The following is a 20658-nucleotide window of genomic DNA, read 5'->3' as shown; positions in this document are numbered from 1 at the left end:
GGGGGCGTAGGGCACGCGGTCTCGACGATGCTGCCGGGCCCCGGGCCCTGCGGACCCCGTACCACCAGAGGAGTCTGCGCTCTCGTGCGGCCGATGGCCTCAGGCGGCGCCCGTCGTACGACGGCGATCCACTGTCGCCGCCGGGTGCCGGTCCCTGCCTGTGGCACGGGGACCGCGCGCGACCCCGGACCAGGAGGCCCGACCGCCCACGCCGATCATCCTCCCGGGGGCACTCTGGTGAGAAGTGACGGACGTCCGCAGGGAGCGGTAGGCAACCGGGGGCGTCATGGACGAAACAACGATGACCGGCGCGCCGGAAGGGCAAGCGGTCCGCGCACCGGGCGACATGGGTGTGAACGGGTCGACGCCCACCGCGAGACACGAGCCGTGCTGTGTCTCGGTCACCGCCGCACCCGACGAGGCGACGCCCGTCCCCGGACCCGACGCCCTCGTCGGACGGAGCGCCGAACGCGACCGGGTGGCCGGCCTGGTGGACGCACTGCCCCATCGGGGCGGAGCTCTGCTGCTGAGCGGTGAACCGGGAATCGGCAAGAGCACGATGCTGCGCCACGCGGCAGCCCGCTGCCAAGGCGCCCGGGTGTTATGGGCCGGCGGGGTGGAGTCGGAGGCCGTGCTGCCGTACGCGGTGCTGGCCGATGTCCTGCTGCCGCTCCGCCGCCACTTCGGCGAGCTGCCGCCGGCCCAGCGGCGAGCCGTAGAGGGCTGTCTCGCGCTCGCGGACATGGCCGAGGCGAACCCGTACGCCGCGTGTGCGGGCGCGCTCGGCGTCCTGGCCGCCGCCGGCGAGGCGTGGGGCCATGGCTGGTCCTTGTCGACGACCTGCAGTGGGCCGATCCGTCATACACGGGAACGAACCGCCACCGGTGGCAATGCTCACGCCGCAGGAGCTCCAGGTGGCGCGTGCCATCGGTGAGGGACTCAGCGATGTCGAGGCCGCCGCGTCGCTGTTCCTGTCGCGCAAGACGCTCGAGGCGCATCTCACCCGTATATACCGCAAGCTGGGCGTCCGTTTCACGCTCGGACCTCGCCCGCTGTCTGGCCCGTGCCGGGATCACGGGTGACGGGCCGCAGACCGGAGCCCCGTGACAGCTGCCGAACGGCGAGTCGCCGACGGCCCCGCACGGTCGGCACGTCTGCACCAAGACCCTGGGCCAGGTCGTCCCGGCGGCCGGCTGCTTCCTCCGGAGTCCCTGAGGGCCGCCACGCGGTGCCGCGATGCGTCAGAGCCGCGGCCTTCCCAGCAACGGGCAAACTCTGAAGTGGCGTAGATCACACCGAATCTTCGCGCTGACTCTCTCCACCACCTGCAACCTGGGCCCGGTCCACACGTCTGTCGAGGTGAAGGCGCCTTCGTTCAAGGGCCGTCCCGTGGGAACCCGCCAGCAGACACACGACCAGCAGCAACTGCCGGCTACAGCCGAGATCGTTGAGGAACCGTCATGTCCGCACGTCATGCCCCGCCCTGCCGCATTTCCCATGTGGTCGACGGCGGATCGGCACCAGCTCACGGCGGTCCGGCCTGTGCCTGTGCCTCGGACGTTGCCGTTACCGCGCCGGTTCCGCCGCGGTAACCCCTACGCGGCGAAGGAGGTTGCCGGACACTGCGGCAAGCCCGCCCGCCCGTTTCCGACCTCGGCCCGTCACGTCCAGGAGAACCATGACGACAGCCATGTACGCCTTCCCACTGCCCTTCCTGACGAGATACACGGTACGAAGCGGATGGGCACGGCTGCTTCGCAGCGTGGTGCAGAGGCGGCAACAACCCGACCCTGCCTTGTCGCGACCCTCCTCGAGTAGATCCCCCGCCGCGTACGCGGCGGACGGCACGCCGGGAATCGACGAGCTCTACCATGACCGCCGGCTGGAACTGGTCCGGCTCGCGCTGTTGCTGGTCGATGACCTGCCCACGGCCGAGGACTTGGTGCAGGACGCGTTCGCCTCGCTCTTCCGCAAGCACGGCGCCCGTCTGACCGGCGTGGACGACCCGGCGGCCTATGTCCGGACGAGTGTCGTGAACGGCGCGCGGTCGGTGCTGCGTCGGCGCAGAACCGCACGCGCACATGTCCCTGAAAGGGAGGGCCACGCTCCGCCGCCGGAAGAGCACGTCCTGCTGCGAGAAGAGCACCGCGAGGTCCTCGACGCACTGCGCAGACTCACCAGACGCCAGCGCGAGGTTCTCGTGCTGCGGTACTGGGCGCATCTTTCCGAAGCGCAGATCGCCGAGACACTCGGACTGTCCCGCGGGGCGGTCAAGTCCACGGCCAGCAGGGCGTTGGACGCCCTGGGCAGACACCTGGGGGCAGCGCGGTGAACGGATCAAGTCCTCAACTCAGGCATGAACAGCTCGAAGACCGGTTGCGAGCCGCTCTCGACGCGAAGGCCCGAATCGTCGAGGTCAACGACCTGCGGCCCGCCTTCCCACCCACGGGACGCGCCCGACCGCGATTCCCGGCGCGACGCGTCGTCCCCTTCGGCCTCGGCCTCGTGGCAATGGCCGTATGCATCCTGCTCGCTGTGATCGGACGTCAGCCGTTCGGGCCGATCGAGCCCGCGCGTCCGTCCGAGTCCCAAAGCGGCGCACCCACGAAGCCCGTGGCAGGGGAGCCGTCACCGTCCCCAAGCGCTCCTTCCGGGGTCCGGTCGGGCAGGTCAGGAAGTGCGCACACGTCACCGACCCGCTCCCCCGCACCTTCGAGCCCGAGGGGCAAGGAAGGAACATGAGATCGATCGCGCGCACGTTCCGGCCGCCCGCGCCGCCGCGCGCCTGGTCTCCGCCGGGCCTGCGGCGGCTGCCGTCGCGGCGCCCTCCGACCGCGACACCCCGGTCGTCGGAGGACTCGTGACGAGCTGGGCCATGAGTGAGAGGTGTGGTGGTGGGGGAACGAGAGCGGCCTGGCGAGCAGCCCGGTTCAGGCATGTCCGTACTGCGCGCTGAGCACGGCCGGCAGCGGAAGCGTCCGGGCAGGCAGCACTGCGGCTGCGACACCGAGCGGGCAGCGTTGAGTGAATCCCCGGCATGGGTGGACCGCTTGCGCCGCTTCGGTTACGTGGCACTTCCGCGGACGGATACAGCGGAACGCCTGACGCCGGGCTACCCTCAACCACCGACTCGTCTGTGGCAGGCTCTGGGCTGTCCTGCGGAAGTCGCCCACCGTGCCGTCAAGGCCACTGGCTGGCTGGGACCTTTGCTGATAGCCACCCTCGCCGGAATGATCCGCTTCTGGCGACTCGGCCGGCCTCACGAGCTGATATTCGACGAGACGTACTACGCCAAGGACGCCTGGGCTCAACTGCAGCTCGGTTACGAAGGTGTGTGGCCGGACCGCAAGACAGCCGACCCCCAGATCATCGCCGACCCCCAGGTCATCCCCCTTTCGGACACCGGGGCGTTCGTCGCGCACCCGCCGCTGGGCAAGTACGTCATCGCAGTCGGTGAGTGGTTGTTCGGCCTCGATCCGTTCGGTTGGCGCTTCATGACGGCTTTCCTTGGCACGCTGTCCGTGCTGATGCTGTGCCGCATCGGACGGCGTCTGTTCCGCTCGACGTTCCTCGGCTGCCTGGCCGGCTTGCTGATGGCCGTGGACGGCCTGCACTACGTGATGAGCCGCACCGCGCTGCTGGATATCGTTGTCATGTTTTTCGTCCTGTCCGCGTTCGGCTGCCTGTTGATCGACCGTGACTGGGCACGGGCACGGCTGGTCCAGGCGCTGCCAAGGGACGACATGGGCAGCGTAAGGCCGGATCGGCGCACAGCCGACCGGGCCGGCACGGGATGGCGACCTTGGCGATTGGCTGCCGGAGTCTCCCTGGGCCTGGCGGCGGCAAGCAAATGGAACGCTCTCTACTTCCTGCTGGGCTTCACGGCGATGTCCCTGCTGTGGGACGTGGCCTCCCGCCGCGTCGCCGGTGCAGGGCACCCGTACCGCGCGGCGCTGCGCAAGGACCTCGGCTGGTCCGTGGCGTCCCTCATCCCCGTCACTCTGGCCACGTATGTGACGACATGGACCGGATGGTTCCTGTCCGACAAGGGGTATGGTCGGCACTGGGCGGACGGCCGGGGCGGCACGTGGGCGTGGATTCCAGCGTCCCTGCGCAGCCTGTGGCACTACGAACACCAGGTGTACCAGTTCAACGTCGGGCTGGAGACGCCCCACCGGTACCAGTCACATCCCTGGAGCTGGCCGGTGCTCGGTCGCCCCGTGCCGTTCCACTTCGAGCAATCACCCTACGGACAGCACGGCTGCGCGGCATCCGGTGGCTGTGTGCGAGAGATCATCGCTCTGGGCACACCGATGCTGTGGTGGTCGGCGTGTTGCGCCCTGGTGTATCTGCTGTACCGGTGGGCGTTGCGACGCGACTGGCGCGCCGGCGCCATCCTGTGCGCCGTGGCGGCGGGCTGGCTGCCCTGGTTCCTCTACCAGGACCGCACCATCTTCTCCTTCTACGCGGTCGTCTTCCTGCCCTACTTGTGCCTGACCGTGGCGATGACGGCCGGTGCCCTCATCGGACCGCCTGGAGCCAGTCGGCGACGCCGCCTCCATGGCTTGGTGAGCGCGGGCACACTCACGCTCCTGGTCCTCTGGAACTTCATCCAGTTCTGGCCCCTGTACACGGGCGCGACGATCCCGATCGACTACTGGCGGTCGCGGATGTGGCTGGATACCTGGGTCTAGCTGCCGTTCTGCCTGGAGATGCGCCGACATGCGCCCCTGCGGCGGACGCTTGTCGGGGGTCTCATCGGTCGTCGTCGGCCGCCCTTGGACGGGCCCACAGACGACCCAGGGGCGGCCCGGCGGGGACGCTGGCGCTGAACTCCCGGATGGCGTTGTCAGTGGCGGGTGTTAGCTTCCAGTGCAGGGATGAGCCGGTTCGATGTTCGCGAAGAGGAACATGGCGGCCAAGGGGGGTGGCCGGATAGGGATCCCCGAATCCGCTGGGCCCCGGGACACCGAATGGCTCCGCATCCACCCCCCTCACGCCCTCCTGATCCGCACGAGTAATACGCGACGAAGTAGGGCTCGACGCCGTCTCTTCCGCGTGTCACGACGTCCAAGGAGTAGGGACGGTCGCGACCCCCATCGAAGAGGCTGAATCGGCCATAGCAGCCGAAGAGAGTGATGCTCGATGAAGCTGGTTTTGCAGGAGTTCCTGACGCTCGACGGTGTCTCGCAGAGCCCGGGGTCCCCGGACGAGGACACCAGCGACGGGTTCACGCGGGGCGGCTGGTTCGTGCCGTACCTGGACGAGGAGTTCGAGCGGCTGGCCGGCACCTGGCTCGGCGAGGCGGACGCGTTCCTCTTTGGCCACCGTACCTACCGCAATTTCGCGCGGGACTGGCCGAAGATGACCGAGCACCCCTTCGCCGGCATCTTGAACGGCCTGCCGAAATACGTGGCCTCCCACAGCCTGACCAAGGCCGACTGGAACCCGGCCACGATCCTGTCCGGCGACATCCCCACCCAGGTCGCCGAACTGAAGCGGCAGACCGGACGCGAACTGCAGATCCACGGCAGCGCCCGACTGGCCCAGTCCCTGCTGGCCGCCGGACTGATCGACACGTTGCGGGTCGTGATCGCCCCGGTCGTGGTGGGCCAGGGCCGACGCCTGTTCCCAGACGGCGGCGCACCGGCCGGTCTGCGACTGGTCAGCCCTCAAACGACACCGGGCGGCCTGTCGGTGCACGTCTTCGAATCGACGGGACTTCCGGAGTACGGGACCTACGGGGTCGACGCGTAGACCCCTGGCGCCGGACTGCCACCGAGGTCGACAGCCGTGACCTACCGCTGCGTACCGTAACGTCCGTCGCCGTTGCCATCACATTGCCGTCAGCTGAAGCGGCCCGCTGCCCGCTGCCCGCTGCCGACGCGAATGCCGGCTTGCAAGACAGGGGTCAAGCCTGGGCCAGGATTTCGGCCCGCAGACGGTCGTACTCTGCGACCGCCTGCGGCACACCGTCGAAGTAGTCATCCCAGAACCCAGGTCGCTGCCACTCGGGGGGCGCCAGCGTCAACCTTCCGTCGTCGAGGTCGGTAACCCAGCACCTCGGAAGACTGTCGCCGACGACCGTGAACATGGCCGCGTCCCCAAGCCCCGGGGTTTTCTCTGAACCCTCCGCTGTAGCCCTGCTCTGGAAGACGCAGGAGAACCCGACCTGCTGTGGTGATGATCTCCAGAACGGGGTACTCCGCTCCGATCCGTATGCCCGGATGGTCCGGCACGGCCTCACCGCTGACAGGGCTGAGGATCTGGTGGCAGCGCACTATCACAGCCGGAGCGTAGAGGAAGATCGAGCACCGCGAACCGGCCGAGGTCGACCGCACCACGCGAACGCCCTCACCGGCGACGAAGTCGGCGTCCAGTCCTCACCCGCGGACCTTCGTAGAACGTCCTGGCTCTGCCGAGCCTCGGATCTCGCCCAGGCGCATCGCCCACGGCGCGGTCGGCAGGCACCTGGCGTCAGCGGCGGTAGCCCGCGGCCGGAAGATCCCTCAGGACGTAGCTATGGCCGGCATTGTCCGAGGGGGCGAACAGCTCGAACTGATCCGTGATCCAGGGGTCGATCATCGCGAGCTGGTCCGCGATCCAGGGGTCGGTGCGGTGCGCGTCGCGAATTGTGACGATCTTCGTGTTTTCGACCAGAGGGGTGCGAACGGGGGCGTGCCCGGCTGCCTGAGGGGTGGCTGCGATCGCGGAGCCACCGGTGGCGAAGAGAGCGCCTCCGGCGAATACAGCGGAGACGCCTGCGGTAGCGAGACGCCGCGCCAGCTTGTTCATGGTCATTCCTCCTTGCACAGCCCATCGCTCTGTGACTGCGAACGGTGGGACCTGCCGTTGTCCCGGCGCTGTTCAAGCTACGCATTCCCACGTAGTTGAACAATGAACCACCCGCGTGAAACAAATCACCTGAATCAGCGGGAATGGAATGGAAGACATGGCTCGGACGTAGCGTGCACAAAGACCTGAAAGGTGAGCCAGATGGCCTTGGCGGACGTCACCGCATCAATGGGAACAAAAGGCGCCACTGCCGATGTCATGCAACTTTCAACCACAAGCCGGGGGCATGGCGGTGCGTCCGGAGCGGGACGATCCCGTCTGCCGCGCCGGGCCGATCATGTCCCCTGCGCGCCGGCAGACAGCACGCGCGTCGCCAGAGCGAGCCGGAGCACCAGCGTTCCTAGGGCCGGATCCACCCCAGGGACCGCTCGACGGCTCGCTGCCAAGATTCGTACTCGCGCTCCCGCCGTTCGGGGTCCATGTCCGGCAGCCACTGGGCGGCCCGGTGCCAGTTGCGGCGCAGGACCTCCAGGTCCGACCAGTAGCCGGCCGCGAGGCCGGCGGCATAGCCCGCGCCCAGCGAGACCGTCTCGGCGACCAGGGGGCGTACTACGGGAACGTCGAGCACGTCGGCCAGGAACTGCATGAGCAGGTTGTCGGACGTCATGCCCCCGTCCACCTTGAGTTCCTTCAGAGCGAGCGCGGAGTCGGCGTTCATGGCGTCGACGACCTCACGCGTCTGCCACCCGGTGGCCTCGAGGACGGCCCGCGCGAGGTGGCCCTTGGTGATGTAGGAGGTGAGCCCGACGATGACGCCGCGGGCGTCGCTGCGCCAGTGGGGTGCGAACAGACCGGAGAACGCTGGAACGATGTAGCAGCCGCCGTTGTCCTCGACGGTACGTGCCAGGGTCTCGATCTCGGGCGCGCTGTTGATCAGGCCCAGACGGTCGCGGAACCACTGGACCAGCGAGCCGGTGACGGCGATCGGGCCTTCCAGGGCGTACACCGTGGGCTGGTTCGCGATCTTGTAGGCGACGGTAGTGAGGAGCCCGTGCCGGGACCGTACGAGGTCGGAACCGGTGTTCATCACCAGGAAGCTGCCGGTCCCGTAGGTGCACTTCGCCTCCCCGGGCGAGAAGCAGGTCTGTCCGAACAGGGCCGCCTGCTGGTCGCCGAGGGCCGCCGTCATGCAGACGCCCGGAAGCACCGTACTGGCCTCACCGTAGTTCTCGATCGAGGGCCGGATCTCCGGCAGCATCGCACGCGGGACACCGAAGAACTCCATCAGTTCTCCGTCCCAGGTCAGCGTCCGGATGTTCATGAGCATGGTGCGGCTGGCGTTGGTGGCGTCGGTGATGTGCAGGCCGCCGTCCGGACCGCCGGTCAGGTTCCAGATCAGCCAGGTCTCCATCGTGCCGAACAGGACATCGCCGTCGTGGGCGCGCTGTTCCAGCCCTTCGACGTGGTCGAACAGCCAGCGGATCCGGGGTGCGGAGAAGTAGGTCGAGGGAGGGAGACAGCAGCGTTCCAGGAAGAACTCGTCCCCCGGCTGTTTTCTCAGGTCCTCGATGAGCGGAGCGGTACGGGTGTCCTGCCAGACGATCGCCCTGCCGAACGGGAGGCCGGTCCGCCGGTCCCAGAGCACCGTCGTCTCGCGCTGGTTGGCGATCCCGATGGCGGCGATCTGCCCGGCGTCGATGCCGACGTTGGACAACGCCTCGGGGACGATGCGCTGCAGATTGCGCCAGATCTCCAAGGCGTCGTGCTCGACCCAGCCGGGCCGGGGAAAGTACTGCTGGTGCTCTCGCTGGACCACCGACACCAGTCGGCCGCGGTGGTCGAACAGGATGCATCGAGTCGAGGTGGTGCCCTGGTCGATGGACATCACATACCGTTCAACCATGATCGGGCCTGCCTTCCGAAGCGTCGCGGCGGCGCCGGGAGCTACCAGCGAGCCGCGCCCAGGTCTCTGGAGATCGCCCGCGCTGCCTCCCGCAGAAAGGTGATCAGGGGCGGTTGCGGCCGGCCCTTGCTGTCGCAGATCCGCTCGACCGGACCGGACACTCCGATGGCGCCCACCACGAGGCCGCCGTGGCCCCGGATCGGCGCGGCGACTCCGGCCTCACCCATGGTCATTTCCTGCACCTCGGCGCCCCAGCCGAGCTCGCGGACCTCGGCGAGCGCCCGGTTGAGGTCCTCCTGGAGCACCAGGGTGTGCCGGGTGTACGCCTCCAGTCCGGTCTCCAGCAGCGGCTCGACAGGTTCGGCCCCGAAGGCCAGCAGGACCTTGCCGAGTGAGGAGGCGTGCAGCGGCAGAAGTGCTCCCACGTCCAGGGTCTGCAAGGTGTCGTCCGGCCGGAAGACGTGGTGGACCACGAGCACCCTGCCCTCCAGGGGCGTGCCCAGACGGACGGCCTCCCCGCTGCGGGCGGCCAGGGCGTCGGCCCAGTTGATGGAGCGCGACCGCAGCTCGTTGACGTCCAGGTAACTGGTGCCCAGGTGCAGCAGCGCCGCTCCGAGCTGGTATTTTCCCGTCGCCTCGTCCTGCTCCACGAAGTCCACGTGCTGAAGGGTGCGCAGAATGCCGTGGGCGGTGCCCTTGGCCAGCCCCAGCGAGGAGGCCACTTCGCCGAGGCCCAGCCGACGCGGACCGCCGGCGAGCAGACGCAGGATCGCCGCCGCCCTCTCGATCGACTGGACTGGGCCGGCCATGAAGCGATCCTAGTCCGGATCGTGCCCCGGTTCAGGACAGCGTTCGGTAATGCCGACCCCGGTTCATTGACCCGGCTCATTTCCGTCCCTAGCGTGCCAGAACGCCCGGCAGCCGACCGACAGCGCGACGGGCAGAGGAGGGTACATGACAGTTGCGCAGCTCAGCGCCGCACCCGGCGAGGGAGTCGAATACGTCTTTCCGCTCCCGCATGCCCCCAGGGCCGTCTCGGCCGTACGCGGACGCGCGGACAGGGTGCTCACCAGCTGGAACCTGCCGGGGAACGTCGCCGACGACGTGCTCCTGGTGATCTCGGAGCTGCTCACCAATGCGGTCGTCCATGCCCTGCCGCCGGCCTCGCTGCGGCTGTCCAGAGTCCGGGTGGACGGGCACAGGGCCGTACGGGTCGAGGTCACCGACACGGGGCCTGCCGCTCCCGCCGGGCTGTCGGCCTCCAGGATCGACCCGGACGAGCACGGCCGGGGGATCTGCATCGTCACCGCGCTGTCGGCCAGGTGCGGTGTGGTAGTGCACTCCGGCGGGTCCAGTCGATGGGCCGAGTTGCTCGTGGGTTGATCGCCCGGCAGGTCGCCACCCGGGTCGGCTCCGCCCTCGCCGTACTCGAAGCCCGCGATGACCTTCCCGAGCAGAAACGCGTGGACCGTCGCACCGAAGATCCCGGTCCCCTCCTCACCGGTGGTATGCGACGGTCTCTGCGGCCCTCATCACCTCTCGTCGGCCTGCGGCGCCCGGGCCGGTCGGGCCCCGCACCGTAAGGTCACGGCTGTGCGGGAGCCGCCTTGCGGAGCGTCGAGATGCACGTGCCGATGGCTGCCTGGAGCTCCTCGAGGCGCTGGAGCATGTCGTCCTCGTAAAGGTCGTCGAGGTCGTCGGCGTCATCGAGGGTCAGCTCCTCGAAGACCTTCGTCGCACGCTGCAGGCTGCTGTAGAACTTCGTACGCCGTTCCTGAAGGCGCAGTTCGGGATCGGCCTCCACGGCCTGGGCGACGAGTTCCTTCACCGTGTCGTACGCCTCCGTGGCCCACGGTCCGGCCTCCTCGCCGTCGTCCAGCTCGTCGATGAGGGACAGATGGCGCTCGGCCTCCGCGCGGAGCTCGGCGGGCGCGTCGATCGTCTGCCCGGCCGGGGTCTTGACCTGGCCGTTCTCGATGATCTGCCGCACATAGCCGATGCGGTCCGCGGCCCGGGTCTCGGTGGCCACCGCCTTCTTCAGTTCGTCCGTTCGCGCGATGTCACGGGCCAGCTCGGTCTGCAGGGCCGGGTCCTCCCTGAGCCGGTCGAGCAACGCGGCGCGGGCGGTCTGGGCGGTGGCGGGGTCGGCGAGGATGGCCGCGCGGAGCGCGGTGGGGTTCTCGGCGACCTCCAGCGCCTTGGTCGGCCGGATGCCCTCGGCCTCGGCAGCCGCGGCGATGGCCGTGCCGCGCTCGGAGGCGGCGCTGGAGCGGGAGGCGTAGTACGAGTGCCACACGTCGGAGTCCGGCAGTTCGATCTCCTGGCCGGGGACCAGGATCTCGAAATGCGGTACGAGACCGTCGTCGGCCGCCCTGTCCCACGCCTTGTAGTAGCGCATGACTCGCTCCGCGGAGCACCCTGCCAGCTCCGCGAAGCGCTTGGCGGAGATCTTCGGGGTCTCCCCGGCCGGCTGCCCGCCGGGCCGTACGCTGCGCGCCACCTTCAGCGCGAACGCCCAGCCGCCGGTCCGGGCGTACACCCCGAACTCACGGGCGTCGCGCGCCACCGTCTCGGCCACCTCGGACTCCGCCGACGACGGCTCCCCGGCACCGGCTGCTCCCGGCTCGACCCAGAACCCTTCGTCTGCGGAAGGCTCCCCGGCGGCGGGGACGCCGACGATCGACGCCTCCTTCGCGGACTTCTCGTCATCGGGCGAACCGGCCGCCCCGGACGGGTCGATCGCTACGGTCACAGGGAACACTCCCGGGCACTCGCGGACTGTGTGGAACCCAAGCGAGGAGCCTATATGAGCCCGTTCCCATGGCTTTGCACCGGACTCCCCCACGGCAAGGGCCTCACTGCACTGTCGCGAGGTCCAACGCGGCGACGTGCCCGAACGTCATCGCCGGGCCGATCGTCGAGCCCGCGCCCACGTAGCTGCGGCCCATGACGGCGGCACTGGAGGTCCGGCCGCGTACAGACCCGGGATCACCGAGCCGCCCGGCCGCAGCACGCGCGCCCGGGCGTCGGTGCGCATCCCGCCCTCGTCCCCAGATCGCCCGGGACGATCTTGAAGGCGTAGTACGGGGCGAACCACAGAGGCGCCGGGCAGGAGTTCGGGAGGACGGCGGGGTCGGTGTAGTAGTGGTCGTACGCGCTGTCGCCGCGGTGGAAGTCGGTGTCCTTGCCCTTCAGGACAAGGGAGTTGAAGCGATGGACGGTGGTGCGCAGCACGGCGGCGGGGACGCCGATCCGACCGGCCAGGGCGTCCAGGGTCCAGGCCCTGTGGGCGGCGCCGGAGTCACAGGCGTCGGGGACCGGGGGCGCGGGGACGGTGGCGCGTGCGGTGTTCTGCGCGTGATCTCGGTACGGTGCGGTACTCCCCGAAGCGTGGCCGGGTTTCTGATGTAGCGTCAGGGAACGTCGCGCGGGGGTCTTGTGAAGCCAAGGGGTGCGCCGCGTGAAGACTCCGAACGGCGCAGGCTCCGGGGAGGTCATCCCACCCCGGCGGTGACCCGCGCGAACGCCGACGACGCGGTGTGCGCACACCCGGTGCGCCCGGCGTTCTCGGCCGCATATGACTCACTGGGAGTATCTCCGGCGTGGAATACCCCACAACGGCTGCCCGTTCGGCTCTGCTGTGATCAAGTGATCCACGGGCAGGGCACGGCACGAGTACGGAGGAGTCTGAACCGATGAGCGACGTCACGAGCGCCGGCGGCGGCAGTCTGCTGAAGGAGACCGTCGGGCGGTACGGCATCTGGAGTGTGGGGTTGCGTTCGGAGGACCCGGCCCGGCGCGGCGAACTGGCAGAAGGTGCCGCCGAACTGGAGGAACTCGGCTTCGGCGCCGTCTGGCTGGGCGGCAGCAGCGCCGTACGCCACGCGGTGCCGCTGATCGAGGCGACCTCGCGCCTCGTCGTGGCGACCGGTATCCAGAGCATCTGGCAGTACGAGGCCGCCGAGACAGCGGCGCACTTCAACGAGCTGGAGCAGACCCACCCCGGGCGCTTCCTGCTGGGACTCGGCGTGAGCCACGCCAAAATGGCGGACCAGTACCGCCGCCCGTACGCGGCCATGGTCGCCTATCTGGACGCACTCGACGCCGCCGGGGTGCCCGCCGGGCGCCGCGTCCTGGCCGCGCTCGGGCCGAAGATGCTGGAGCTGTCCCGCGACCGCGCCGCCGGCTCGCACCCGTATCTGATGACGGTGGAACACACCACGATGGCCCGCGGGACCCTGGGCGACGCGCCGCTTCTCGCGCCGGAGACGAAGGTGATCCTGGACACGGACCCGGACAGCGCCCGTACCACGGCCCGTGACACCCTCGCCTTCTACCTGGGCCTGCCGAACTACACGAAGGCCCTCCTCGGGTTCGGCTTCACCGAGGACGACTTCGCGAACGGCGGCAGCGACCGCCTGGTCGACGCGCTCTTCGCCTGGGGCGACGACGACCGGATCCGCGCACAGATCCAGGCCTTCCGTCAGGCGGGCGCGGACCACGTCGCCCTCCAAGTGCTCGACGAAGGGTCGCGCGACTCGCTCCCCCGGGCCGCCTGGCGCCGCCTGGCCGAGCTGCTGCGCTGACGAAACGCCCGAATACGCTCCGTCAATGTCAGTGGTCCGCCCTACCGTGGAGCCGGCACAGGATCGCTGACGAGAACGGAGCTCCCATGACGACCCTGCCCGACCGGCCGCACACCGCGCTGCTCGTCATAGACGTGCAGAACGGGGTGGTGGCAGGCAGCCACAACCGCGACAGCGTGATCGCGAACATCAACACCCTGATCGACAAGGCCCGCGCGGAGGACGTGCCCGTGGTCTGGGTGCAGCACTCCGACGACCAGCTCAAGCCGGACAGTGAGAGCTGGCAGTACGTGCCGGAGCTGGTCCGCCACGACAAGGAACCGCTTGTCCACAAGCTCTACGGCGACTCCTTCGAGGACACCGAGCTGGAGGCGGTGCTCGCCGAGCGCGGCGTGGGCCGGCTCGTCGTCACGGGCGCCCAGACCGACGCCTGTATCCGCTCCACCCTCCACGGGGGCATCGTCCGCGGGTACGACGTGACGCTTGTCGGCGATGCACACACGACGGAGGACCTCACCGAGTACGGCGCGCCGGCCCCGGAGCAGGTGATCGCGCACACCAATCTCTACTGGAAGTGGCAGAGCGCACCCGGGCGCCGGGGCGGGACCGTCGACACGGCGGAGGTGACGTTCGAGGCGTCCGAGGCGGAGAACTCGGGCTGAGCGGCCGAGGCCGGGCCCCTTTCGTGTGCGACGGGGCCGCCGCACACGAACAGGGGCCGGCGCCCAAGCGATCACTATGCGCTGCAGGGGAATGCCGTGCGGTCCGCAAGGCCGGGCGCGCTCTGCCGATCGAGGCGCCCGGCAGCCTGGCACGAAGCGAGCGGTGGATGCTCCGGCCACCCGGCGAACCGGCTGAACACCCTGGTCGGTCGCCGGCCTTCGCCCGGCCGGTTCCGCGGATTCCCCAACCCGCGCCGATCAAGCTGCCCACTGCACCCACAGGGCAGGCGGTTTGCGGAAGACAAGGCCATGGGCGGCGGCCGGCCGAGAGGGGTCGAGGCGCAGTCCGGTCAGGCGGTCGAGGCAGGAACGGAGCGCTATGCGGGTCTCCAGCCGGGCCAGGTGGGCTCCAAGGCAGTAGTGCGGACCGTGGGCGAAGGCGAGTTGCTGTCGTGAGTTGGGGCGGCGCAGATCGAAGTGGTCGGGGTCGGGGAAGACCTCGGGGTCGCGGTTGGCTGCGGCGAGCGAGACGGTGACCAGGTCGCCCTCGCGGATATCCGCCCCGGCCAGCTGCACATCCCGGGTGGCGTACCGGTCGACCACGGCGGCGGCGGGTTCGAGCCGCAGCGACTCCTCGACCGCGTTGTCCATCAGTTCCGGCTCCGCCTGAAGCTCCGTCAACTGTTCAGGGACGCTCAGGAGGTGGAGCACGAGGTTGGTGATCATCGCTTCGGTCGTCTCGATTCCGCCGAAGAGCAGGACGGCCGCGTTGGCGGCCAGGTCCGACAGGTCCAGCGCCTGGGCGGCGGTGACCAGCAGGGAGCGAGGCGCCCCGGCGTCCACCGTGCCGGCGACGGCTGAGCGCAGCGCCGCGTAGGCAGCGGGGCCGTCGGGACCAGCCGAACGGCCCTCGGTGAGCTCGTGCACGGAGTGAACGATGGCGTCGTACCAGCGCAGCACCTGGGCTACGGGGACGCCGTCCAGACCCAGTACCTCCGCCATCACAGTGGCGGCCAGTGGTCCGGCGAACTCCCGCCGCAGCTCGGCCTCCTGGCGTCCGGCGAGGCCGTCGAGCAGGCGGTCCGCCTCGTGCCGCGCGGTGTCCGCGAAGGATCCGTGAACGGCGCCCGGGCGGAAGGGCTCGGTGAACGGCTCCCGGTGGCGGGCGTGTTCGGGCCCGTCGAGGGAGAGCATGCTGGGTCCGGTGACCCGCGCGGTGGTGAACCGGGGGTCGTCCACGGTGAACGTCTCGGCGTCGCGCATCACGGTGAGCGCGAGGGCCCGAGAGGTGACCATCCATCCGCCCAGAGCCGGAAGCCACGCCACCGGGGCGGTGTCCCGGAGTCGGGCCAGGTGAGGGTGAGGGTCCTCGGCCAACTGAGCGAGCGTGATCATACGGCCAGACTAGATGAACGGATCCGGCAACCTCGGTGATCACTGGCGAGCATTGAGCGTTTGAGCACGTACGGTGTCGTACGGCGGCCGTTCCAGGCGTAGTCGTCGAAGGTTCAGGTCTCGCGGTCGTAGCCGGGCGGCCGGCCGCCGCGACTGCCCCGCCGCGGGCGATGGACCCTTTCCTCCTCCGCCGGCGTGAGCAGGTAGATCTCCCTGAACGCCTGTTCGAACGGCTGTCGCAGCCGCTCGGCGACGATCCGCGCCCGCCACTCCCTGATGTCGTCGGCCGACGCCCGGATCGGATGCCACAACCGGACGCGCTCGGGTTCGCCGTGCGGTTCGCCCATCGGCGCCATCGGGCGCCACACACCGTCCGCGCCCTGGAACTCCCAGATCAGCCCACGGACGAGGACGCCGGTGACCGGATGGCCGCGATAGTGTCGGCGCCACTCGTCGTACGGCCAGCTGCGCCCGGCCGACATCAGCGCCTCGACGCGGGCCCGCTCGCCCGACAACGTGCCGCGCACCTCCTTGGCCAGCGCCTTCAGCTCCCTGAGCTCGTCCGGGAGACCGTCTGTACTTCGCTGCTGTAGTGCTGCCTCCCCTCTCCCGTACAACCCTTCAGGCTCACCAGAGGTCATCTCTGAGTCCGCACGTATGTCCTGGAGAGGAACCCATGCCCCGGCCTCACCACAGGCGCTCCCGGCGTCCCGTCGTCCTGGGCGCCGCCGCCATCGCGGCCACCCTGGCCGGTGGCCTGCTCATCACCCTGCCCGGCGGGGCGAGTGCCGCCGCGTCGGGCCTCGCCGACGACTTCAACGGTGACGGCTACCGCGATCTGGCGACCGGCGCCCCGGGTGCTGTCGCGGGCGGGAAAGCGAAGGCGGGTGCCGTAGTCGTCAACTACGGCTCGTCGAGCGGTATCAGCGCCGCGCGCCACAAGACCACATCGCAGAGCTCCTCCGGCGTGCCGGGCGCCTCGGAGACCTCCGACCGCTTCGGCACCGAACTCGCGCACGGCGACCTCAACAACGACGGCTACGGCGATCTCGTCGTGGGCACACCGCTGGAGGACGTCAGCGGCGATGTCGACGGCGGTTCGGTCACGATCCTGTGGGGCGGCTCGTCCGGCCTGTCAGGCGGCACGACGATCAGCGACCCGAACGCGTCGGGTCACGACCGGTTCGGCCAGTCCCTCGTGGTCGGCGACTTCACCGGTGACGGGAAGGCCGATCTGGCGGTCGGTTCCACCGGCAAGGACGTGTGGATCTTCAAGGGCGGCTTCACCAAGTCCGGCGGCGTGGCCGGGAAGCTGCGCTTCGACGCGCACATCGAGTCCGGCGCGTACCCCAAGGGCGCCGTCCAACTGGCCGACGGGGACTTCGACAACGACGGGGCGGACGACGTGGTGGTGGGGTCCTCCGCGGGCAACTTCGTCTACCGGGGCGCTTCGACCGGGCTCACGCTGCAGACCGAGGCGGGCACGGGGTACGCGGGCGCGCTCACCGTGGCCGACTTCGACCGCGACGGGCACGACGACCTGGTCGTCGGCTCCGACTCCGTCTCTGTCACGGACCAGACGGCGAAGGGCGGCTACGCCACCGTGTTCTACGGCGGTACGGCGGGCGTCGACACCACTCGCAGCGCCGTCTTCAGCCAGGACACCGCGGGTGTGCCGGGAGCGGACGAGTCCTACGACTCGTTCGGCGGCGCACTCGCAGCGGGCGACGTCAACGGTGACGGCTACCCGGACCTCGCCGTCGGCGCGAACTTCGAGACCATCGGCTCCGCGACCCACGCAGGCAACGTCTGGGTGCTGCGCGGCGGCGCCTCCGGCCTGACGGGGACCGGCGCCCAGTCCTTCAACCAGGGCACCTCGGGTGTCCCGGGCGCCAACGAGTCGTCGGACCTGTTCGGCGATGCCATCCACCTCGCCGACCACAACAAGGACGGCCGTGCCGATCTGTCAGTGGGCGCGGCCGGCGAGAACAGCGACGACGGCGCCGTATGGGTCCTGCGCGGCTCCACCGGAGGCGTCACGGCCACCGGCGCGGTGAGCCTCGGTGCGTCGTCCGTGGGCATCGGGAACTCGGGGGCCGACCCCATGTTCGGGGACGCCATGTCGGGCTCCTGAGCACGTAGACAGACAGCCGGAAGGGGCGGCACCGGAGGATTCCGGCGCCGCCGCTTCCGTTGTGGGACCAACGAGCACGCCGGAACGGTTGGGGGTGTCATCTGCTGTTGCGAAGAACCCCTTCTCCTCGCGACTTCTCCGCCACCACAGGCTGCTCAGGGCCGAGGTTCAGGTATCGACGCTTTGGACTCGGCAGAACCCCCAGCTTGGGCAGCAAATCAGCCATCATGTCCTCAAACATGGCCTCGTAGCCGTCGTCGAAGGCGAAGGCGAGATGGTGATTGACGGCCATGCAGATCAGGCCGTAGATCTGGCGCCAGCAGTACATCATCGCCCTGATGGCGCCCAGCGGAAGTCCCGGACTGACGGCCTGCTGATAGACGACGAGTTGGTTCCGCAGGTCTTCCGGTACCCCTTCGTCGACCTCGCCGTCGAGCAGCCCCTGCCGGACCAACTCGGCGAACAGCTCGGCGAACAGTCCGCCGAGTGCACGGGAGATCGCCTGTGGTATCTCGTCCCCGGATTCGGTGGCCTCCGGGAAGCCGGCCCCCATCAGCAGGCTGAATTCGCCAGGATGGGCCACGGACCAGACCAGGACGGCGTGCGTCGCGGCGTGCAGCTTGGCACTGAGGTCGTCTGGCTCCTGGTGGTCCACGGCAGCCTGAACCGTACGGATGAGTTCGGCGGTGATGTCGCCGTACAGTGCGCGCACCAGTCCGCGCTTGCCGTCGAAGTACCGGTAGAGGGCGGCCGGTGTGACGCCCACCTCGCCGGCCACCGCCGTCACCGTCAGACCGCTCAGTCCGTCCGTGGCGATGATCTCCCGGGCCGAGTCCCTGCAGTCCTGGATGAGTTGCTCGCGCAGTCGTGCGCGCCGCGTGCCGCCACGCATCCGTTGAGGCGTGCCAGTGGCCACTGTGCAACCTCCTCACCGCTCCGCAGATGTTCCTGCTGCCGCCACCCTACTGGGCGCCCCTCACCCACAAGTTGCCCGAACCGCTTGTGACCCTGCTCACCAAGGGAGTAAAACACCTTCACAATGTGAGGCCGACTCACCAGGCGGCTGGACACAAGCCCTGTTGCCTGTGCCGACAGGAGGTATGCGTGAAACCCGGCCCGGGAGATGCCCTTTTGAGAGGGCGCTACGAACTCCTACGCCCGCTCGACTCCCCGTCCGACGAAGGGAGGCTGTGGACGGCCAAAGACACCGAGGAGTACGTGAAACCGTACCTGCTGAAGACCTGGCACTTCTCCGACGACGGGCCGGACCAGGTACAAAGGGCGTTATGGGACGCCGAGTTGCGCTCTCTCTACCAGGTCAGGAGCAGTCCCGGCTCGGAGCGTTCGCTCCTTCAGCTGCACAACGTGGGCATCGATCACGAGCACCGCTGCTTCGTGATGGTGTTCGAGACGAATGGTCACCGGACCCTGGCGGCCATGCTGGCCGACCGGCGCAGTTGGCCCTGGCTGTCGGGACGGCAGTCCGACCGACATTCGCTGTGGCGGATGCTCGGCCGCCTGGCCTCGGGCCTGGACCTGCTGCACCGGCAACAGGTCGTCCACCGCTGTGTGTCCGCGGAGACCGTGTTCCTGGATCCGGAGACAGGCCCCGAGTCCGCGCGGCTCGGTGGGTTCGAGTGGAGCGTCCGGCTGGGCCGCCCTCCCGCGGTGGCGCGGACCCGGCGCGGGTGGGAGACACCGCCCGAGTGGGCCTTTGGCCGGCAGGCGTTCGGCCCCGATGCCGACTGGTTCGCCTTCGGCATGCTGGCAGCCCGCTGCATGCTGGACATCGAGCACCTGGGCACCGTCGAGGACCCGGCCGAGCGCTACCGGCTCGTCCAGGACCGGCTGAGCAAAGGCCGGGTGGGGGACAGGCGCAGACGAACCGCTGCCGTCCCGAACACCCGCCTGACACAACTGGAACAGGACGCGATCGGCAGGCTGATCGCCGAGGAGCCGACGGACCGACTGCGGCGCGGCGACGAGGTGTTGGCGCTGGTCAGGGACGTCGTCAACTCCCTTGAAGAGCTCTCCGGCAGCGGGGACGCCAGTGACCGGTACTTCGTCGTGGTCAATACGCGCAACGCGCGGCTGATGGAGGCGATGGAAGCCCTGGGGCTGCGCACCGCACTGGGGCTTCAGCCCGGCGACGCATTCAGTTCCCTCAACAGCGAGCACGTGACGAAGCTGCTCGGCTTCCTCTACGACGACTTCTCCGACGGCGGCCTGCTGTCCCCCGGCAATACCGGCGGGAGGGTGGTGCTGTCCGGCAAGTGCCTGCGTCTCGAGCTGGGCAAGCACGACGACGGGGACATCCAGAGCTGGGAAAAGGCCTTCTGTCATGGGGTGAGCGACTTCTTCGACCCGGATGCGCGGCGGAGTTGGGAGATCCCGATCCCTGCCGGTCAGCTTGCCTTCATCACCACGGCGAAGAATCAGGGCAGCCAGCCGTCGGCCCGCAGCTGGGAGCTGGTGATCCCCGCGCCGGACGAGGTGAGCGACCGGCAGAAGAAGCAGGAGGATCTCGCGGAGTTCATCCGGCTGACCAACCAGATCGACCTCCTGATCCGGGACGCCGAGGTCTTCCGGTGCCAGGTCGCCGACGTCCGCCGCCGGGAGGACGGCAGCATTGAGTGGATCGAGGTCCAGGAGGTGCCGAGGCACCGGCCGCCCCTGGAGATGTTCCGGCCCGACGGCGGCATGGCGGCCTTCCTGCTCCGGGACAAGTACAGCGGTAAACCGGGCAGCAACGAGATCCTGCTGTGCTCCCCGGACTCCGAGGAGCTGCGCATCCGAGTCCCGGGCATCGGGCCCTGGGAGCTGAAGGACAAGGACGCCGACGTCCCGGACGAGACGGTACGGCTGCGGCCGGCCGGCTCCCTGGCGGGCACGGACGGCCTCGACGGCCGCAAAGGCAGTGACACCGAGGAGATCCGCGCGGGGCAGGAGTACCTTCTGCGCACCACGGGCCTGGTCCGGCAACTTCTCCTGATCGGGCGGAGGAAGAAGGCCATCGAGAGACTGGCGGATCACACCTACCTGCTGGCCAGCCTGTCGAGCCCCGGGCAGGTGTTCATGGACAGCGGCGTGTCAATCCCCTGGTTTCGTAGAGACCTCTCCTATGCGGCCTGGCACCTCTGGTCGCTCTTCTTGCGTGCTTCGGTGATGGTCCGTTCGAACTCC

18 protein-coding genes and 1 pseudogene are annotated in these 20658 nt (G+C 69.3%); 10 read left to right on the top strand and 9 right to left on the bottom strand.

The window, feature by feature from the left end; translation table 11 throughout:
• Positions 1-286: 286 nt before the first annotated feature.
• From ACZ3TS_RS31075 to ACZ3TS_RS31055, 5 genes are all read left to right on the top strand, one after another.
• Complete coding sequence (locus tag ACZ3TS_RS31075; protein ID WP_467624478.1) at positions 287-934, top strand: AAA family ATPase; 648 nt, start codon at positions 287-289, stop codon at positions 932-934.
• Positions 915-1082 carry a helix-turn-helix domain-containing protein gene (locus ACZ3TS_RS31070; RefSeq protein ID WP_467624477.1) on the top strand — a complete coding sequence of 56 codons (168 nt, stop codon included), beginning with the start codon at positions 915-917 and terminating at the stop codon, positions 1080-1082. The genes ACZ3TS_RS31075 and ACZ3TS_RS31070 overlap by 20 nt, the downstream gene beginning before the upstream one ends.
• A 596-nt stretch (positions 1083-1678) precedes the next feature.
• On the top strand, positions 1679-2332 hold the full coding sequence (locus ACZ3TS_RS31065) for an RNA polymerase sigma factor (protein ID WP_467624475.1): 654 nt from the start codon (positions 1679-1681) through the stop codon (positions 2330-2332).
• A gap of 604 nt (positions 2333-2936) precedes the next feature.
• Complete coding sequence (locus ACZ3TS_RS31060) at positions 2937-4694, top strand: dolichyl-phosphate-mannose--protein mannosyltransferase (RefSeq protein WP_467624473.1); 1758 nt, start codon at positions 2937-2939, stop codon at positions 4692-4694.
• Between the two features lie 451 nt (positions 4695-5145).
• A complete protein-coding gene (locus ACZ3TS_RS31055; protein WP_467624470.1) occupies positions 5146-5757 on the top strand; it encodes a dihydrofolate reductase family protein in 612 nt (203 codons plus the stop codon).
• 154 nt (positions 5758-5911) lie between these two features.
• Here the strand turns inward: ACZ3TS_RS31055 and ACZ3TS_RS31050 are convergent, their stop codons facing one another.
• The 4 genes from ACZ3TS_RS31050 to ACZ3TS_RS31035 form a co-directional block, all read right to left on the bottom strand.
• The gene (locus ACZ3TS_RS31050; protein ID WP_467624469.1) at positions 5912-6094 is read right to left on the bottom strand and encodes a hypothetical protein; all 183 of its coding nucleotides are present in this window, start codon (positions 6092-6094) and stop codon (positions 5912-5914) included.
• A gap of 383 nt (positions 6095-6477) precedes the next feature.
• Positions 6478-6795, bottom strand: a complete 318-nt coding sequence (locus tag ACZ3TS_RS31045; protein ID WP_467624468.1) for a hypothetical protein — start codon at positions 6793-6795, stop codon at positions 6478-6480.
• Positions 6796-7195: 400 nt separating this feature from the next.
• Positions 7196-8698 (bottom strand): glycerol kinase GlpK, encoded by a 1503-nt coding sequence (gene glpK / locus ACZ3TS_RS31040; protein WP_467624466.1) that lies wholly within the window; start codon positions 8696-8698, stop codon positions 7196-7198.
• Between the two features lie 41 nt (positions 8699-8739).
• Positions 8740-9507: an IclR family transcriptional regulator gene (locus ACZ3TS_RS31035; RefSeq protein WP_467624465.1), complete on the bottom strand. Its 768-nt coding sequence runs from the start codon at positions 9505-9507 to the stop codon at positions 8740-8742.
• 145 nt (positions 9508-9652) lie between these two features.
• Between ACZ3TS_RS31035 and ACZ3TS_RS31030 the strand changes: the two genes are divergently transcribed.
• Positions 9653-10081: an ATP-binding protein gene (locus ACZ3TS_RS31030; RefSeq protein WP_467624463.1), complete on the top strand. Its 429-nt coding sequence runs from the start codon at positions 9653-9655 to the stop codon at positions 10079-10081.
• Positions 10082-10283: 202 nt separating this feature from the next.
• On the opposite strand, the gene ACZ3TS_RS31025 is transcribed toward ACZ3TS_RS31030, so the two are convergent.
• Entirely contained in the window at positions 10284-11450 is a 1167-nt protein-coding gene (locus tag ACZ3TS_RS31025) for a hypothetical protein (protein ID WP_467624462.1), read from the bottom strand.
• A gap of 103 nt (positions 11451-11553) precedes the next feature.
• Positions 11554-12010 (bottom strand): annotated as a pseudogene (locus ACZ3TS_RS31020) (FAD-binding protein); the annotation flags it as partial.
• A gap of 383 nt (positions 12011-12393) precedes the next feature.
• On the opposite strand from ACZ3TS_RS31020, the gene ACZ3TS_RS31015 reads away from it, so the two are divergent.
• Both ACZ3TS_RS31015 and ACZ3TS_RS31010 read left to right on the top strand, forming a co-directional pair.
• On the top strand, positions 12394-13284 hold the full coding sequence (locus ACZ3TS_RS31015; protein WP_467624460.1) for an LLM class F420-dependent oxidoreductase: 891 nt from the start codon (positions 12394-12396) through the stop codon (positions 13282-13284).
• Positions 13285-13370: 86 nt separating this feature from the next.
• Positions 13371-13946, top strand: coding sequence for a cysteine hydrolase family protein (locus tag ACZ3TS_RS31010; RefSeq protein WP_467624458.1), 576 nt, complete (start codon positions 13371-13373; stop codon positions 13944-13946).
• Positions 13947-14204: 258 nt separating this feature from the next.
• Here ACZ3TS_RS31010 and ACZ3TS_RS31005 read toward each other — a convergent pair whose 3' ends face one another.
• Positions 14205-15341: a cytochrome P450 gene (locus ACZ3TS_RS31005; protein ID WP_467624456.1), complete on the bottom strand. Its 1137-nt coding sequence runs from the start codon at positions 15339-15341 to the stop codon at positions 14205-14207.
• Positions 15342-15454: 113 nt separating this feature from the next.
• Positions 15455-15958, bottom strand: coding sequence for a DUF4132 domain-containing protein (locus ACZ3TS_RS31000; protein WP_467624454.1), 504 nt, complete (start codon positions 15956-15958; stop codon positions 15455-15457).
• Positions 15959-16017: 59 nt separating this feature from the next.
• Here ACZ3TS_RS31000 and ACZ3TS_RS30995 point away from each other — a divergent pair, with 59 nt between their 5' ends.
• Positions 16018-17475, top strand: coding sequence for an FG-GAP-like repeat-containing protein (locus tag ACZ3TS_RS30995; protein ID WP_467624452.1), 1458 nt, complete (start codon positions 16018-16020; stop codon positions 17473-17475).
• Between the two features lie 97 nt (positions 17476-17572).
• Here ACZ3TS_RS30995 and ACZ3TS_RS30990 read toward each other — a convergent pair whose 3' ends face one another.
• The gene (locus ACZ3TS_RS30990) at positions 17573-18391 is read right to left on the bottom strand and encodes a TetR/AcrR family transcriptional regulator (protein WP_467624450.1); all 819 of its coding nucleotides are present in this window, start codon (positions 18389-18391) and stop codon (positions 17573-17575) included.
• A gap of 215 nt (positions 18392-18606) precedes the next feature.
• Here ACZ3TS_RS30990 and ACZ3TS_RS30985 point away from each other — a divergent pair.
• On the top strand, positions 18607-20658 hold a 2052-nt coding region (locus ACZ3TS_RS30985; RefSeq protein ID WP_467624448.1), incomplete at its 3' end, for a serine/threonine-protein kinase.

Source organism: Streptomyces sp. NPDC022910 (assembly GCF_055561075.1).
The sequence above is the reverse complement of the archived record's forward strand: the minus strand, read 5'-3'. Positions and strand labels throughout refer to the sequence as shown.

What these genes read in the sequence shown, in the direction of transcription:
- ACZ3TS_RS31075 (WP_467624478.1), top strand. Translation starts at nt 287, where the DNA reads ATGGACGAAACAACGATGACCGGCGCGCCGGAAGGGCAAGCGGTCCGC.
- ACZ3TS_RS31065 (WP_467624475.1), top strand. Translation starts at nt 1,679, where the DNA reads ATGACGACAGCCATGTACGCCTTCCCACTGCCCTTCCTGACGAGATAC.
- ACZ3TS_RS31060 (WP_467624473.1), top strand. Translation starts at nt 2,937, where the DNA reads ATGTCCGTACTGCGCGCTGAGCACGGCCGGCAGCGGAAGCGTCCGGGC.
- ACZ3TS_RS31055 (WP_467624470.1), top strand. Translation starts at nt 5,146, where the DNA reads ATGAAGCTGGTTTTGCAGGAGTTCCTGACGCTCGACGGTGTCTCGCAG.
- ACZ3TS_RS31050 (WP_467624469.1), bottom strand. Translation starts at nt 6,094, where the DNA reads ATGTTCACGGTCGTCGGCGACAGTCTTCCGAGGTGCTGGGTTACCGAC.
- ACZ3TS_RS31045 (WP_467624468.1), bottom strand. Translation starts at nt 6,795, where the DNA reads ATGAACAAGCTGGCGCGGCGTCTCGCTACCGCAGGCGTCTCCGCTGTA.
- glpK (WP_467624466.1), bottom strand. Translation starts at nt 8,698, where the DNA reads ATGGTTGAACGGTATGTGATGTCCATCGACCAGGGCACCACCTCGACT.
- ACZ3TS_RS31035 (WP_467624465.1), bottom strand. Translation starts at nt 9,507, where the DNA reads ATGGCCGGCCCAGTCCAGTCGATCGAGAGGGCGGCGGCGATCCTGCGT.
- ACZ3TS_RS31030 (WP_467624463.1), top strand. Translation starts at nt 9,653, where the DNA reads ATGACAGTTGCGCAGCTCAGCGCCGCACCCGGCGAGGGAGTCGAATAC.
- ACZ3TS_RS31015 (WP_467624460.1), top strand. Translation starts at nt 12,394, where the DNA reads ATGAGCGACGTCACGAGCGCCGGCGGCGGCAGTCTGCTGAAGGAGACC.
- ACZ3TS_RS31010 (WP_467624458.1), top strand. Translation starts at nt 13,371, where the DNA reads ATGACGACCCTGCCCGACCGGCCGCACACCGCGCTGCTCGTCATAGAC.
- ACZ3TS_RS31005 (WP_467624456.1), bottom strand. Translation starts at nt 15,341, where the DNA reads ATGATCACGCTCGCTCAGTTGGCCGAGGACCCTCACCCTCACCTGGCC.
- ACZ3TS_RS30995 (WP_467624452.1), top strand. Translation starts at nt 16,018, where the DNA reads ATGCCCCGGCCTCACCACAGGCGCTCCCGGCGTCCCGTCGTCCTGGGC.